This is a genomic window from Bacillus sp. TH25, assembly GCF_016650935.1.
Taxonomy (GTDB): Bacteria; Bacillota; Bacilli; order Bacillales; family Bacillaceae_G; genus Bacillus_A; species Bacillus_A mycoides.
The window spans coordinates 193,330-208,160 of the sequence record NZ_JAEKEU010000037.1; the positions used below are offsets into that span (position 1 = coordinate 193,330).

The following is a 14,831-nucleotide window of genomic DNA, read 5'->3' on the forward strand; positions in this document are numbered from 1 at the left end:
GTTGTTTCTAAATTTCTAAACGGTTCGTAATGACGGCACATAAAATCCGAAACCAGCAGATGGTAATGATTGAATGATACCGTTATTAGGGAGAGCTTTTGCTCTTCTTTGAGCTAACAACATCCTAGGTAGATGGAATGAGGGGGACCTGATAAGTTCGCCAATAGTGTCTGTCGTGGTTGTTAGCTGAAAGAAGGATAAAACTTCATTTACCGTAATTGAAGTACAAATCAATACATAATGAAAAGAGCATCCATTCGGGTGCTTTTTATTTTTGAGGAGGAAGAATAATGAAATTTGGAACGATGCTTGAATGTATGAATGAAAACTGTAGAACGGTTATTCTTGCGAAAAATACAGACGGATTACGTTGTGTTAGATGTGGAGGGAGGACGAGTCCAATGCCATTCGCTCCAATGAAACAACAGACTGAAAACGATAAATCTAAAGAATTAACAATTCAAGTAAATGCTGATACAACCAGAGCATTAGAAGGAATTAAAGAAGTAACGGAAGCTGCTAATAAATGTGTGGCTGCATTGGAGAAGTTGGAGAGATTAACAAATAAATTTTCCGGTTTTCCTCAAACAAAGATTTCAGTTAATGCTGATACAATTGCACAACGTATTAACAGTGATACATCAAGCATCAGGATTTAAAGCATGATTAAACCAATAGTAATTATTGTAGGCACTGCCGTAATCTTGGTGGCGTCTTGTTTTGTTGTTAAGGCAAGAAAGGCGCAAACGTGTTGCATTTAAATATAAGGAGTGAGGATGAGTGAATAAAGCTGAACTTATCCAAAGTAAAATTGAAGAAGGTAAGTTGAGTGTCAATGAAGCTAGGATACTATTAGACTTGGAACCTATTCCTAATGCTAAAGCGAGCGGAAAAGCTTTGAGAAAGTTACTTGATAAAATGAAGCAACCAGAACCTTTGATAACAATTACATTATCTGATATAGATTCAGTACCTGAGGTATATTACAAAGGCGAATGGATAGACAAGAAAGTAAGAGTTGGGTTTGATTGGGAAACGAGATCGATTGATAAAATCAATAAGACATACGTTCATATTGAGCATGTACCATCGGATAATAAGCGTTGTAATACTGAGATTATTCAACATAATCATCCAATTGTAAAAGAGGAAGTGGAGTTTTACTATGGCGATGGAAGGCTGCAAAGCAAAACAACAACGTAAGTTCTACGATAAATACACACGGGATAAAGAAGCGAAGAAGTTTTATGACAGCACAGCCTGGCGAAGATGTAGAGAGCTAGCGCTGATACGAGACAACTATCGTTGTCAGGAGTGCATGAAGCATGAGCCATTGATACCCAGTACCTGCTGATATGGTTCATCATATCAAAGAAAGAAGTGAGTATCCTGAACTGGCACTAACATTAGATAACTTAATCAGTTTATGTAATGCATGTCATAACAAAGAACATCCTGAAAAGGGCGGAGGGAAAAAGAAAAGAAAAAGAAAGATTCAGTTCGTAAAAGTAAAAGCGAACAAAGAATTCATATAGCCCCCCTCCTTTTATTGTTCAGATCCATTTCCGCCCAGACCGGTGCCCTCCTTCGTGCGTAACGCAAGTGGTTTTTCTAAAGGGGGGTAAATCCTGAAAACAGGAGCATTTTATTTTGGAAGAAGCACTTTTTATCCATAAAATGTAAGAGAGGTGATATCGTGGATAAAGGATTGATTGAGAGGAAACCACCTACTCATTTGAAAAAAGTCGGAAAGGACACTTGGATTCGTATTTGGTCTGTTCTAGAAGGGGAAGGTAAGGCTGACATCAATGATCCCATTGTAGTTGAAGCGATTGCTTTCAGTTATCAAATGTTTAGGGAGATGGCAGCCAATGTTAAAAAAGAAGGACTAACAATGGAGTATACAAATAAAGCCAATGCTACAAATCTGACTAAGCACCCTTTGATATCAGAGATACCTAAGTATTTACAGCAGATTCGTCAATACTTAGGAGAACTTGGATTGACTGGAGCAAGCCGAAAAAAGCTTCAAGAAGAGCTAACTGGAGATTCTGATGATGATTACGACAACTTCTAAGTCATCTGAAATAGCTAAGTGGTATAAAAATTGGCGAAATGAACAGATACAGAATTTTAATATTTTGGTAGATCCATCTCCTGAACTAAGAACAACTTGGTATGCAGAACAAGTCGTGAAAGGAAACATAATAGCTAGTAAGAAAAATATCTTGTCTTGTCAACGTCATCTAAATGATTTGAAGAGACAGGGGACTGAGGAGTTCCCTTGGGTTTTTGAGGAAGAAAAAGCTCATAGACCGATACGATATATCGAAAAGTTTTGTCGCCCATCAAAAGGTGACTATAAAAGGTTAGTTCTTCAACCGTGGCAGCACTTTGTTATAGGTTCTTTGTATGGATGGGTTCATAAAGATACAGGTTATAGGCGCTTTCGTGAGGGCCTTATTTTTATTGGACGTAAAAACGGAAAAACTACAATGATTTCCGGTTTGTCTAATTATGCTGTTGCTAAAGATAACGAGCCAGGTGCTCGTGTTTATGTTTTGGCAAATACAAAACAACAAGCGGGAGAATTATTTGATGAAAGTCGTGCAATGGTTCAAAAATCACCCCTTCTTAGGAAGCATTTACGCGAAAATCAGAAAGGAATTTTCCACGATAAAACGCATTCTAAAATTGAACCTCGTGCATCAGATAGTAAGAAACTAGACGGATTAAATACACACCTTGGTATTTTTGATGAAATACATGAATTTAAAAATTTTAAGTTAATCAATGTTATTAAAAAATCACGTGGCGCACGTAAACAGCCAATGATTGTTTACATCACTACGGCAGGATATCAACTTGAAGGACCACTTGTTCAATACTACGAGATTGCAACCGATGTTTTGGAAGGAATTATCGATCAAGATAGAAAGTTTTATTTCATGGCTGAAATGGACAGTGTGGATGAGATTGAGAATCCTGAATTATGGATTAAAGCAAATCCAAATATGGGAGTCTCATTAGACCTTCCATCCCTTATCGATGATTGGAATACAGATAAGCATACGGAAGCAGAAAAGAACGACTGGATTACAAAACAATTTAATGTTTTTGTCGATAACGATGAAATGTCCTTTGTTGGTATTGAAATATTAAAAAGAAATGAAAAAGTTATAGATATAGAGACATTAACTGGTAAAGAATGTGTTGCTGGTTATGATTTATCTTCATCAGAAGATTTTACAAGCGCTGGTTTAGAATTTCCTTTAGATGATGGGAATGTTTTTGTTTTATCTCATAGTTGGGTTCCACAAGCTAAGGTAGATCGTGATAATGAAAATATTGATTATACAGAATTCGTAAAAAAAGGTTGGTTAACTATTATTCCTGGTGAATATGTGAAATATGAGTATGTTTATGATTGGTTTGTTGAGAAGTCTAAACAGTATTTCATAAAAAAAATTACTTATGACCCTGCCAATGCGTATCGTTTAAATGAAGATTTGAAAGCATATGGATTTGAAACCGAGTCAGTTCGGCAAGGACATTTAACATTGAGTCCGGCATTAAAAGATATAAAGGAACTATTGTTGGATGGAAAAATAATAAGTAATAAAAATCGTCTTTTCCGTTGGTATATGAACAATGTGAAGCTTGTGGAAGATAGGAACGGTAATTTTTTACCGTCTAAACAAAGTAAATATCGAAAAATTGATGGTTTTGCAGCATTTCTAAATGCTCATACAGAAGTGATACCGATGTTATCTCAATTGCAAGGCGATGGGAATATTGAATTTGTATCAGTTAACGATCTTTTTAACTAGAAAGGCGGTGAGAATTTGAAATTGTTCAGTCGTGTGAAAGGAGCAATAAAAGGTGCGGCCGCCGGATGGAAAGGCGCGGGGTTTGACTTTTCTTCATGGTTTGGAAGGAAGTTCTGGGGCATTGATAATACAAAACTAGCTACAAACGAGACGATTTTCAGTGTAATTAGTAGATTATCTAATACAGTAGCTTCTTTACCATTAAAGCTCTATAAGGATTATGACACAGTTTTTAATCAGGTGTCTGATGTTGTAATTAATGAACCAAATCCAAACATGACAGGGTTTGAATGGATAAATAAAATTGAAGTTTCAAGAAATGAAACGGGAAATGGATATGCAGCTATTATTCGTGATGTTCGATTTCAAGTGGAATCATTAATTCCTATTGAATCTGCTTATGTAACACCATTTTTAAATACAGACGATAACAATTTGTGGTATGAGGTACGAGGGATTGAAGGCACTTATTATATCCACAATATGAACATGTTCCATGTCAAACACATTACTGGTATTTCAAGATGGCAAGGTATTGGCCCAATCGATGTTTTACGAAACACTTTAGAATACGATAAGGCAGTACAAGAATTTAGTTTGTCAGAAATGAAGAAGAAAGATAGCTTTATTTTGGAGTATGGGGCGAACGTAGATAGTAATAAAAGACAAAGAATCATTGATGATTTTAGACGTTTTTATCAAGAAAATGGCGGTATTTTATTTAGAGAACCAGGTGTAAACATCGAAGAAATGGAGCGGAAATACTTTGCATCAGACACGTTAGCATCCGAACGAATTACACGTTCAAGAGTTGCTAACGTTTTTAATGTTCCGGTTTCATTTTTAAATGATACTGAGGGACAGAGTTATAGTAGCAATGAACAGTTGATGATTCAGTTTGTTCAGATGACATTAACTCCTATTGTGCGTCAATATGAACAAGAGATGAACCGTAAGTTGTTAAATAAAAAAGAACGACAAGAAGGACATTACTTTAAATTTAACCTTGGAGGGCTGTTAAGAGGTGATACAGCGTCAAGAACAGCTTACTATCAAGCGGCAATTAGGAGCGGGTGGTTATCACAAGATGATGTACGCCAAAAAGAAGACGAGCCACCTGTAGGTGGTAACGCTTCGAAACTTTGGGTAAGTGGTGATCTATATCCCATTGATATGGACCCAACTCAACGGAAGGGGGTGAAAAACAGTGGCAAAGAACAAACAGAATAAATTTTTCCAAATGAAAGCATCTGCCAATGGTAAATCGGCAGATATTTTTATTTATGGAGAAATTACAAAGTACGCATGGGAAGAATACGGTGAGGTATCGTCTATTACCTTCAAAAATGAACTTGATGAACTAGGTGATGATATAGAAGCTATTAATCTTTACATCAATAGTCCCGGGGGTTCAGTCTTTGAAACAATGGCTATTATTGCAATGTTACAACGGCATCCAGCAAAGGTTATTTCCTATATTGATGGTATAGGTGCTTCTTGTGCATCAGTATTACCAATGATTTCAGACAAGATTGTTATGTATGCTAATTCAATGTTAATGGTTCACAATGCATGGACATACGCGTCAGGAAATGCCGATCAACTACGTAAAGCGGCGGATGACATTGAACGTATTAACCAATCAATGGTGCAACACTATTTAACTCGTGCTGGTGATAAGTTAGATGAAGATAAATTAAAACAATTACTAGATGCGGAGACCTGGTTATCGGCTGACGAAGCAATGGAGTACGGACTTTGTGATGAAATTATCTCAGCAAATAATGCCGCAGCATGTCTAGATGAAAAGTGGATGAAGGAATACAAAAATATTCCACAACAATTAGTGAATGCACAAGCTAACATATCATCCAACGAGATGTTAGAACGACAAAAAATTGCCGAAGAAGCGAAAGCTAACGCGGACTATGTAAAAACAATTTTAGGAGGAATTCGTTCATGAAAATGAAAAATAAATATCGATTATCTATTGGTAACTTACAACACTTCTCAAGCAATACATTATTTGAGTTGAAACAAAATCTATCAACTATTGGTCAGCAACTTCAAAAAGTAGAAGGTGAGCTTTCTCAGAAAGCAATTGATCCAGCTACAACTATGGAGAGTCTTCAGGTATTGCAGCAATCTAAGAAAGACCTTCAAATGCGATTTAATGTAATTAAAGATCAACACGATTCAATGGAAGCTGAACAAAAAGCACAATTTCAATCACAACAAGGGATTAAGGGTATTGAAGATCCAAAACAAAAGATAATCTCAGCAAAAGCGGAATTAATTCGTGCTACAATCCGTCAACGCTCACTTTCTGAAGATGCAAGAATGGCTTTGGGTGACAAAAATTCGACAGGTGGAGAAAAAATTCTTCCAAGTACGATGACAACTGAGTTGTTACATGAACCATTTGTAAAAAATCCATTACGTGAAGTATCTACATTTACAAGTGTAACTAACCTTGAAATTCCAAAAGTGACATTCACATTAGATGATGATGATTTTATTGCTGATACAGCAACAGCAAAAGAGTTAAAAGCAGAAGGCGATGTTGTAGTCTTTGCACGTAACAAATTTAAAGTTTATGTGCCTATTTCTGAAACTATTTTAGTATCAACAGATACAAACCTAGTACAAACTGTAGATCAGGCGTTAGAAAGTGGTTTAGCGGCAAAAGAGAAGAAAGTAGCATTCACAACAACTCCTAAAGCTGGAGAAGAATCTATGTCATTCTATAAAGCTGGCATTAAATCTGTTAAAGGTGCTAATTTATATAAAGCTATTAAGTCAGCAATTGCAGATTTACATGAAGATTTCCGTGCGAATGCAACTATTAAAATGCGTTATGCAGACTATCTAGAAATAATCGAAATGCTTGCTAATGGTAGTACTTCTTTATATAATGCTCAACCAGAACAAGTTTTAGGGAAGCCAGTTAAGTTCTGTGATTCAGCAGTGAATCCAGTTGTTGGTGATTTCCGATACTCTCACTTCAACTATGATCCTAATATGATTTATGATCGTGACAAAGATGTGAAAACAGGTATTGAACTATTTGTTTTAACAGCTTGGTTTGACCATAAAATTAAGTTGAAATCAGCATTCCGTATCGCGGAAGTACAAACTACACCCTAATCCACCCCAAGTACCAACAGGATTAAAGATTGACTCTACTACAGTAACAACGGCCAACATCAGTTGGTCTCCTGTTGTGTATGATGGGGGAATTAAAGAGTATCAAATACTCCGTAATGGAAAACAAGTTGGAACGTCTGCAACAGCAACATATAAAGACACAGGATTAACTGGTGATACAACATATTCTTATCAAGTGAAGGCTGTTGGAAATAACGGATTAATTTCTTCGCTAAGTGTTGAATTATCAGCGAAAACTAACGCTTCAGGAGCATAGGTGATTATATGTTAGAACTTTTAAAAAGTAAATTGAAGATCGATGGTGATGAAGAAGATATAGATATTCAACTTCTTATTGATGGAGCTAAGGAATCTTTACTTGGATCTGGTGTTTCTGAAAGTAATAAGGCGTTATATAAAATAGCGATAATAACGCATGTTTTATTAAACTATGAGAATCAAGATAAATCATTAAATATTCCCGCATTAGAACAGTCATTACGAACTACTATATTACAATTAAGGGACTATAATAGCGGTGATAATCATGAATCCAAGTAAATTAAATAAACGAATAACAATTCAGCAAGAAATCACAAATAAAAAAGATGAAGAAGGGAATCCAATTCCATCAGAATGGAAAGATGTTGTTACTGTTTGGGCAAGAGCAAAAACACCATTTGGGAAGGGATTCAATTATGAAATATTCGCCGGGAACACCGAAAATGCGGTTCGTACAGTGAATTTTTTTATGCGATTTCGCAGAGGAATTGATTCGAAAATGCGTGTCCTATATGATGGGAGACTCTTTGAAATAAAAGCTGTTGTGGATGTTGATGAACAACATAAAGAGACATGCTTAGTGTGTGAGGAGCGGTCCATATGGCAGAAGTAACGACCTTTGGTATCCAAGAAGCTATTCACCGATTCGAAGCCTTAGGAAGAAGTGTGAAAACTATTGAAAATACAGCACTAAAGAAGGGTGCTGGGGTAGTAAAAGATGCATTAGAAGAAAGTCCATCGAGTGCACATCCTAAACCACCTTCTCCAAAAGAATCATGGCGAACAGGTAAACATGCAAAGGATGAGGTGCTTGTTGGAAAAGTAAAAACTCGGAATGGTGTTAAATCAATTAGTGTCGGGTGGGAAAAAGATGATAATTCCCCACACTTTTATATGAAATTTCAAAACTGGGGAACTAGTAAAATGCCGCATCCACCACATAAAGGCTTTATAGAAAAGATAGTAACTCGTACAGAAGTTAAGGCAGTTCATGAAATGCGAAATGTCTTTGCAGCGGCATTGCATATCGTATGAGATTTTTAGAAAAAGATGTGTTACGTGCTCTTACGAATCCTTTTATTGTAGAAAAAATTGGTGGAGAATATATCTACAATATGGTTCGTGGTGACGATAACGGAAAAACATGGATTACTTATTCTGAGTTAGATAATGGTGCTGGAAGATACGCAGAGGGTGCGGAATCTACCAGCATTATTTTATTTCAAGTTGATATCTGGTCGTTTAGCCCCGTTAAGGGTGATCTAAAAGAAGCAGTAAATACCTCTATGAAAAATATAGGGTTTCAGCGTATTACAACAGCAAATTTATATGAACCGGATACGAAAATCTATCATTATGGTATGAGATTTCGTACGGAATTAAAAATTTAGGGGGAAAACAAATATGGCAATTGCAGTCGATTTTAGAGATTTACATTATGCACTTTTGACAGAAACACCAGATGGTAAGTTTACGTATGCGGCACCTAAGAAAATTGGAGATGCAGTAAGTGGCAAGGCTTCACCTAAAAATGAATCCGTTACATTCTACGCAGAAGGCGGTCCACTAGCAACAGCAAGCGCCTTTGGTGGTGTAGAAATCGAACTAGAAACAGCGGATATTTCATTATCTACTTACGCTGAAATATTAGGAAAGAAACTAATTAAAGGTCAGGTAATTGACAATGTAAATGATGTTGCTCCATATGTAGCGTTATTATATCGTTTACCAAAAGATAACGGGAAAAACCGTTTTTATTGCTACTATAAAACGAAATTTGAAATTCCTGAAGATGAACATAAAACAGCGGAAGACAAACCAACTTTCCAGTCAGCTAAAATTAAATGTAAGGCTATTCAGCGTTCTGATGGGAATTGGAGACATCGATTGGATGAAGAAGAAATAGGATATGATGCAGCTGTTGCAGCAAGTTGGTTCAAAACAGTACCATCACCACCAACAGATACAACACCACCAGCTGGTAAATAAACAAGAATAGAGAAGGCACAGCATAATGCTGTGCCTTTTATTTATGAAAGGGGATTCAATCATGCAAGAGAACAAAAAAACTGAGTCATTTAAACTAGTTTTGAACTTACCTTCTGGCAAAAAAATATTCTTTTTACCTCATTTTATTCCAGCTACTGATGCTTTTATTGCTTCGGAATGGACAGAAAAATTGGGTGCAGATAGGGTGCCTTTTGACTCGCTAAAAGAAGCAACTCAATTTGTCGTAAAGGTATTTGGTAATCAATTTACTGTGGAAGAATTCCTAGAGGGAGTACACGCCTGGTTTTTGACTTCCACAATTTATTCTATTTGTTTAGCAATTGTGGGTAGTATTGCTGAAGCTGTGGCAATTATTAATGCAATTGATTCAAAGACAAATTCAGCAAAAAAAAAGAGACAAAGGAACAGAAAGAACCGTTCAACCCAACAGAAATGATGTTAGGTATATATAGTATGTTACAAGATTCTGGTATGTCCCAAGCGGATATTAATCAGATGGATTTAGTGCTTTTCTTTAAAACGTTGGCTTATAAGAAAAAACAAGAAGATAGAAAAGTAGTCCGAACAGCAGATCAAGCACCGGATTGGCTATAAAGGTAGGTGAGATAAGTGGCTGGAGATATGGAGATTGGTGCGCGGGTCACGCTTGACACCCAACGGTTTGAAAATGGAGTTGCAGGAATTAATCGAGGTTTGCGCTTATTAGATTCAGAGTTTAATCTAACGAGCGAACGAGCTAGATTACTTGGGAATTCTGTTGAACAGTTGCAAAATAAATTAACTCATTTGAATGAAAAATTCACCTTACAAGGTCAAAAAGTTGAACATTATCGTCAGAAAATTGAACAGGCACGACAAAAGCAAGAACAATTACAAGCTTCAAATTTAACATTAGCGGCATCCATGGAACGACTTGAAACACAGTATGACCAAGCTGTACAAAATTTTGGTCGTAATTCGCAAGAAGCAAAGCAATTGAAACAAGAGTTAAAACAACTTCAAGCTGAATATACATCGAATGGTCAAGCGCTACAGCGATTAAATACACAGATTGATAATAATACGATTGCTATGAATCGTGCTGAAACAGCTCAAGAACGTATTCAAAATGAAATTAGAGAAACAAACCGCGAATTAGCTGAGCAACAAAATCGTCTGCATCGTACTGGAGAACGAATGCGTGATACAGGAAATAAAATGCAGGATGTAGGCGGACAAGTTGGAACTACCTTTGCAGCCATGACTGGAGTTATCGGTGCTGGACTTGCGATGGCTGTGAAAGAATCCATGAACTTTGAACAAAAAATGGCTGATATCCAAGCAGTTTCTGGTGCAACTGGCGATGAAATGAAAAAAATTAGTGAGCTTGCTGTGCAGATGGGAGAAAAAACGAAATATTCATCTGTGGAAGCGGGACAAGGTATTGAAGAGCTAATAAAAGCAGGGGTAAGTCTAACTGACATTATTAATGGTGGTTTAGAAGGTGCTCTAAACTTAGCGACAGCTGGGGAATTAGAATTGGGAGATGCAGCAGAAATTGCTTCGACAGCTCTAAATGCATTTAAGGATGATAACTTATCAGTAGCTCAAGCGGCCGATCTATTAGCGGGTGCAGCGAATGCTTCAGCAACTAGTGTTGGAGAAATGAAGTTTGGTTTATCAATGGTTTCAGCAGTTGCAGCTGGTGTAGGGCTTAGCTTTAAAGATACAACAACTGCTTTAGCCTTATTTGCACAGAATGGTTTAAAAGGATCGGATGCAGGTACTTCATTGAAAACCATGTTAGCAAACCTAATTCCTAAGTCTAATGAAGCGTACGATATGTTTAGTGAGTTAGGATTAATAACTATTGATACCGGAAAAGCAATGCAGTTTCTTGGAGAAAAAGGTATTAAACCAACTTCCACTTCTTTTAAAGATGTAACAGGATCTTTATCAGAATATGCAGCTAAACAAGCTGGTGTAAAAGTTGGATCTGAAAAAGCAGAAAAAGCGTTCCAAAAGTTAACATTTTCTACAGGTATCATGACGAATGCGTTTTTTGATTCAAATGGAAATTTAAAAGAAATGTCTGATATAGCAGATATTCTTCAAATGGCGATGCAAGGGTTAACAGCTGAGCAAAGGCAATCTTACATGTATACATTATTTGGGTCTGATGCCATTCGTGCAGCTAACATTCTTTATAAAGAGGGCGCAAATGGTGTTAAAAATATGTATTCAGAAATGTCGAAGGTAACAGCCTTAGAAGTTGCTGAGACAAAAATGAACACAACCAAAGGGAAGATTGAAGAATTAAGCGGTGCTGTAGATACCCTTAAAAAATCATTTGGCGATGCGTTATTACCTATTTTGATAGATGTAGTATCAGGTGTTCAAGGTGTTGTAGATTGGTTTAATAATTTAGATGAATCCACGCAACAAATGATCGCAAAAAGTGCTTTACTAGCTTTTGGGATAGCTGGGGTAACAACAGCTGTAGGTTTTTTAGCAATGGGAATAGGTGCTTTGTTAGCAAACCCAATTGCTCTAGCTATTACGGGAGCTGTTCTTGCTGTAGGTGCACTAGGCATAGCGTTAATTGATCTGAACGAAAAATCAAATCAAGCCCAATCGAATATTGCTAAATTTGGTCAAAATGTAAGTGAGGCAACGAGTAAGGCAGCAGGTGCTTATGTAGATTTAAAAGATAAAGCAATTAATAACATGATGGACTTAAAGCAAAGAACAGGTGAAGAAGCAAATAAAGCGGCTGATGAAACAATCAAAGCTTTCCAACGAATGACGAATGAAGTCATCAAAGAATTAGAAGGAAAGAAAAGCGAATTTAATAAGATGTTTAGTCAGCTGATGGGAACTGTTCCTGAAAGTGCAAAGAACACATTAGAACAGGTTAAGAATAATGTTATTGAATCTATTAATAAAGAAATAGAAGTTGCTACACAAGCAGAAAAGATTTTAGAAGAGGGCATAAAAAGGTATCAGGGAGATACCATGAAAATGCCAAAAGATTTCGCTCAAAAGTTTGAACAAGCCTTACAGGTTGCTGATAAAAATGTTCAGCAATTCTACACAAAAGCAAAAGAGATTACATCTATTTCGAAAGAAATTGAAGCTGGAGGAATGTTATCTTTAGATGCTGGTAAAAAAAGATTTGAAAGCATTATAAAAGTATATGAGGATGGCGTTAAATCTTTAGAAAAACAAACCAAGGGTTGGCGTGAAAATGTTGAAAAAGCGTTTAAATTAGGTGAAATCAAACCTGAAGAAAGAAAAGCTACATTGGATGCTATTGCACTTTATGAATCAAAACATGTGAATGATTTACAATCTATTCGAAATGATGGATTTAAGGTATTACAACAACACATGAAGGAAGAAGATTCTGAAGTATTAGCATCACAAGCTAAGAGAATTGAAGCGGAAGATAAAGGGTGGGGCGAACGGTTCAAAGCTGCGTATGGATTCCGTGAAAAATCCGCTGATTTAGAGCAACGATTTAGAAGCGATCAAGAAAAAGCGGAAAAAGATTATCAAGATAAATTACTTCGGTATGAGTTGCAATATGGAAAATCTAAGATTGAAAGTATAGGAATGTACCTCTCTGAACTTCAGAAAGGTACAGAATCATCTAGATTGTTAGCTGAATCAATGGCGAAAGAAATTGACGGTAAAATGAAAATTGATTTAGGACCAGCTGGACAATTCACAATTGATACATTCTTGCAGAAACTTCAAAAAGGCGAATTAGATTCCTCAGCTGTAGCAACCGCCAATGCAAATAAATTGAAGGACGTTTATAAAGTAGACCTTTCACAAAGTGGTATTGAATCCATGCAAAAATGGATTGATGGTATTAAAACTAAGGATACTGGCGAAGTAAGAGAATTCCTAAGTAAAAACATGCAAGGTAATACCACAATAGATTTAGGAATCTATGGAAAAATGACAATGGATTCGTGGATAACAGGACTTCAAACAGGAACCTTATCTTTTGATACTGTATTCCAATTCTTTCAACAAAACGTTAAAAACGGAATGAATGTTGATGCTACTCAAGAAGGTCAGAATAACATTCAAACTTTAATTAATGGAATGCAAATTGGGGCATTATCCTTACCACAAGTCGCACAAACTATGGGGCTAGATATTAAAAGTAATGTTCAAGTGGATCTTGGTGAAGCTGGACAATTTAATGTACAGACACTCGTTCAAGGTATGCAAAATGGCTCCATTAACGCTGAACTAGCAGCAAAAGCAATTGCTTTATTGGTTGAAAATGGAGCTAAAATAGATTTGACTCAGGTTGGATTTGACATAAGTCAAACGCAGGCCAATGGCATTTCTGGTAATACAGCTCCCGAGAATGCGGCAACAGGAAAGAAACAATCTGTGGAAGGAATTATGGGAAGTACTACAGATGGTGGCGGTGGAAGTAAGAGTGGCAGCGAACTAGGTCAAGGGATAATGAGTCAAGATGGCTACATTAGAGGAAGTGCATTGCAAGTAGTTGCTAGTGCTCACGGCGCTTTCGGTACTATTAACGGGAACCCAGCAGGTAATCAAGGTGGACAAGGTGTTGCAAGTGGTATCGTTAATCAAAATGGTCATATTAGAGGAAGTGCTTTAGAAGCTGTCTCTTCGGCTCATGCTGGATTTAATACAATCAACGGTACCCCACAAGGTCAAAAAGGTGGAAGTCAGTTTGCTCAAGGTATGGAGAATACAAAAGGGCAAGCAAAATCAAGTGGTTCAAATGTAGCGGAAAGTGGAAACTCTGGTTTTAAAAGTGTTAGTTCAGTTAGTCCAGGTGAAGCGTTTTCTAGTGGATTTGCTAAAGGTATCTCGAATGGAGATTGGAATGTAAGAAGCGTAGCGTCTAGTTTAGCGCGTGGTGCATTTGAGGCATTAAAGGCAACGCTAGATGTAAACTCTCCTTCGAAGCTAACGAGGGATCAGGGTGGAAAACCTTTTAGCCAAGGGTTTGCTCTCGGTATTAAAAAGGGATCGCATCTAGCTGAAGAGGAAAGCCGTAATCTTGCTATGAATGCGTATGGATCATTAACAGATGAATTACACTCAAAAAACATGGATTTTGGCGGCGTTCGTATAGCACGTGGTATGGCGAACGGTATTAAAAGTCAATATTCAGTAGTTAGAGATGCATTGCAGGATACAGTGTCGGGGGCAATCGAAGGATTACATTCTTTGAATCCTAATGATTTATTTTCACAAGTCCCTGAAAATATGAACGAAACATTTAAAGAAATAAGAAAACAATTAAATCGCTTTGAAAGTCTTTCAATTTATGATGTAGGGAGTCTTTCTAGGTGGAGAGAAGTCTTGACTGATAGTCCTAGAGTTATTCAATCTGGAACAGATAATGATAAAGCTCCTAAACAATCATATGAAAGAGCTGAACCGATCTATATTGAAATTCCTGTTGTAATTGAAGGAAGAGAAATAGCGCGTGTGAGTCATCAATATATAACTGAATATCAAAATAGAGCAGTAGCAAGAAACTCAGTCTTTTAGATTTGGGTTTCTTTTTTTGTACAAAAG

Annotated in this window: 15 protein-coding genes and 2 pseudogenes; all 17 read left to right on the forward strand. The window is 36.8% G+C overall.

Annotation, left to right across the window (positions count from 1 at the left end; genetic code table 11):
* The first annotated feature begins 290 nt into the window (after nt 1-290).
* The 17 genes and pseudogenes from JFT89_RS20035 to JFT89_RS20115 all read left to right on the forward strand — a co-directional run bounded on the left by JFT89_RS20035 (nt 291) and on the right by JFT89_RS20115 (nt 14,804).
* Nucleotides 291-659 carry a hypothetical protein gene (locus tag JFT89_RS20035; RefSeq protein ID WP_242488418.1) on the forward strand — a complete coding sequence of 123 codons (369 nt, stop codon included), beginning with the start codon at nt 291-293 and terminating at the stop codon, nt 657-659.
* Between the two features lie 208 nt (nt 660-867).
* The gene (locus JFT89_RS20040; RefSeq protein ID WP_374191882.1) at nt 868-1,203 is read left to right on the forward strand and encodes a hypothetical protein; all 336 of its coding nucleotides are present in this window, start codon (nt 868-870) and stop codon (nt 1,201-1,203) included.
* Nucleotides 1,172-1,535 (forward strand): annotated as a pseudogene (locus tag JFT89_RS30355) (HNH endonuclease). The gene JFT89_RS20040 and the pseudogene JFT89_RS30355 overlap by 32 nt, the downstream one beginning before the upstream one ends.
* Nucleotides 1,536-1,696: 161 nt before the next feature.
* The gene (locus tag JFT89_RS20050) at nt 1,697-2,077 is read left to right on the forward strand and encodes a phage terminase small subunit P27 family (protein ID WP_201040509.1); all 381 of its coding nucleotides are present in this window, start codon (nt 1,697-1,699) and stop codon (nt 2,075-2,077) included.
* A complete protein-coding gene (locus JFT89_RS20055) occupies nt 2,058-3,830 on the forward strand; it encodes a terminase large subunit (protein ID WP_201040510.1) in 1,773 nt (590 codons plus the stop codon). Before JFT89_RS20050 ends, JFT89_RS20055 begins: the two co-directional genes overlap by 20 nt.
* A 15-nt stretch (nt 3,831-3,845) precedes the next feature.
* Entirely contained in the window at nt 3,846-5,060 is a 1,215-nt protein-coding gene (locus JFT89_RS20060) for a phage portal protein (protein WP_201040511.1), read from the forward strand.
* Nucleotides 5,038-5,793, forward strand: coding sequence for a head maturation protease, ClpP-related (locus tag JFT89_RS20065; protein WP_201040512.1), 756 nt, complete (start codon nt 5,038-5,040; stop codon nt 5,791-5,793). The genes JFT89_RS20060 and JFT89_RS20065 overlap by 23 nt, the downstream gene beginning before the upstream one ends.
* Nucleotides 5,790-6,977, forward strand: a complete 1,188-nt coding sequence (locus tag JFT89_RS20070; RefSeq protein ID WP_201040513.1) for a phage major capsid protein — start codon at nt 5,790-5,792, stop codon at nt 6,975-6,977. Before JFT89_RS20065 ends, JFT89_RS20070 begins: the two co-directional genes overlap by 4 nt.
* Before the next feature lie 25 nt (nt 6,978-7,002).
* Nucleotides 7,003-7,254: pseudogene (locus tag JFT89_RS20075) on the forward strand (fibronectin type III domain-containing protein); the annotation flags it as partial.
* A gap of 8 nt (nt 7,255-7,262) precedes the next feature.
* A complete protein-coding gene (locus JFT89_RS20080) occupies nt 7,263-7,538 on the forward strand; it encodes a head-tail connector protein (RefSeq protein ID WP_201040515.1) in 276 nt (91 codons plus the stop codon).
* Nucleotides 7,525-7,872: a phage head closure protein gene (locus tag JFT89_RS20085; RefSeq protein ID WP_201040516.1), complete on the forward strand. Its 348-nt coding sequence runs from the start codon at nt 7,525-7,527 to the stop codon at nt 7,870-7,872. The genes JFT89_RS20080 and JFT89_RS20085 overlap by 14 nt, the downstream gene beginning before the upstream one ends.
* Nucleotides 7,860-8,294: an HK97-gp10 family putative phage morphogenesis protein gene (locus JFT89_RS20090; protein ID WP_201040517.1), complete on the forward strand. Its 435-nt coding sequence runs from the start codon at nt 7,860-7,862 to the stop codon at nt 8,292-8,294. The genes JFT89_RS20085 and JFT89_RS20090 overlap by 13 nt, the downstream gene beginning before the upstream one ends.
* Nucleotides 8,291-8,650 (forward strand): structural protein, encoded by a 360-nt coding sequence (locus JFT89_RS20095; protein WP_201040518.1) that lies wholly within the window; start codon nt 8,291-8,293, stop codon nt 8,648-8,650. Before JFT89_RS20090 ends, JFT89_RS20095 begins: the two co-directional genes overlap by 4 nt.
* 13 nt (nt 8,651-8,663) lie before the next feature.
* Nucleotides 8,664-9,248 (forward strand): major tail protein, encoded by a 585-nt coding sequence (locus JFT89_RS20100; RefSeq protein WP_201040519.1) that lies wholly within the window; start codon nt 8,664-8,666, stop codon nt 9,246-9,248.
* A gap of 61 nt (nt 9,249-9,309) precedes the next feature.
* Nucleotides 9,310-9,705, forward strand: a complete 396-nt coding sequence (gene gpG, locus JFT89_RS20105) for a phage tail assembly chaperone G (protein WP_242488419.1) — start codon at nt 9,310-9,312, stop codon at nt 9,703-9,705.
* Nucleotides 9,706-9,722: 17 nt separating this feature from the next.
* Nucleotides 9,723-9,863, forward strand: coding sequence for a hypothetical protein (locus tag JFT89_RS20110; RefSeq protein WP_063225987.1), 141 nt, complete (start codon nt 9,723-9,725; stop codon nt 9,861-9,863).
* 15 nt (nt 9,864-9,878) lie between these two features.
* Nucleotides 9,879-14,804 (forward strand): phage tail tape measure protein, encoded by a 4,926-nt coding sequence (locus JFT89_RS20115; protein WP_201040521.1) that lies wholly within the window; start codon nt 9,879-9,881, stop codon nt 14,802-14,804.
* Nucleotides 14,805-14,831: the final 27 nt, after the last annotated feature.

Bases quoted from the DNA above. Each gene is read 5' to 3' on its own strand.
- JFT89_RS20035 (WP_242488418.1), top strand. From the start codon at position 291: ATGAAATTTGGAACGATGCTTGAATGTATGAATGAAAACTGTAGAACG.
- JFT89_RS20055 (WP_201040510.1), top strand. From the start codon at position 2,058: ATGATTACGACAACTTCTAAGTCATCTGAAATAGCTAAGTGGTATAAA.
- JFT89_RS20070 (WP_201040513.1), top strand. From the start codon at position 5,790: ATGAAAATGAAAAATAAATATCGATTATCTATTGGTAACTTACAACAC.
- JFT89_RS20080 (WP_201040515.1), top strand. From the start codon at position 7,263: ATGTTAGAACTTTTAAAAAGTAAATTGAAGATCGATGGTGATGAAGAA.
- JFT89_RS20085 (WP_201040516.1), top strand. From the start codon at position 7,525: ATGAATCCAAGTAAATTAAATAAACGAATAACAATTCAGCAAGAAATC.
- JFT89_RS20090 (WP_201040517.1), top strand. From the start codon at position 7,860: ATGGCAGAAGTAACGACCTTTGGTATCCAAGAAGCTATTCACCGATTC.
- JFT89_RS20095 (WP_201040518.1), top strand. From the start codon at position 8,291: ATGAGATTTTTAGAAAAAGATGTGTTACGTGCTCTTACGAATCCTTTT.
- JFT89_RS20100 (WP_201040519.1), top strand. From the start codon at position 8,664: ATGGCAATTGCAGTCGATTTTAGAGATTTACATTATGCACTTTTGACA.
- gpG (WP_242488419.1), top strand. From the start codon at position 9,310: ATGCAAGAGAACAAAAAAACTGAGTCATTTAAACTAGTTTTGAACTTA.
- JFT89_RS20110 (WP_063225987.1), top strand. From the start codon at position 9,723: ATGTTACAAGATTCTGGTATGTCCCAAGCGGATATTAATCAGATGGAT.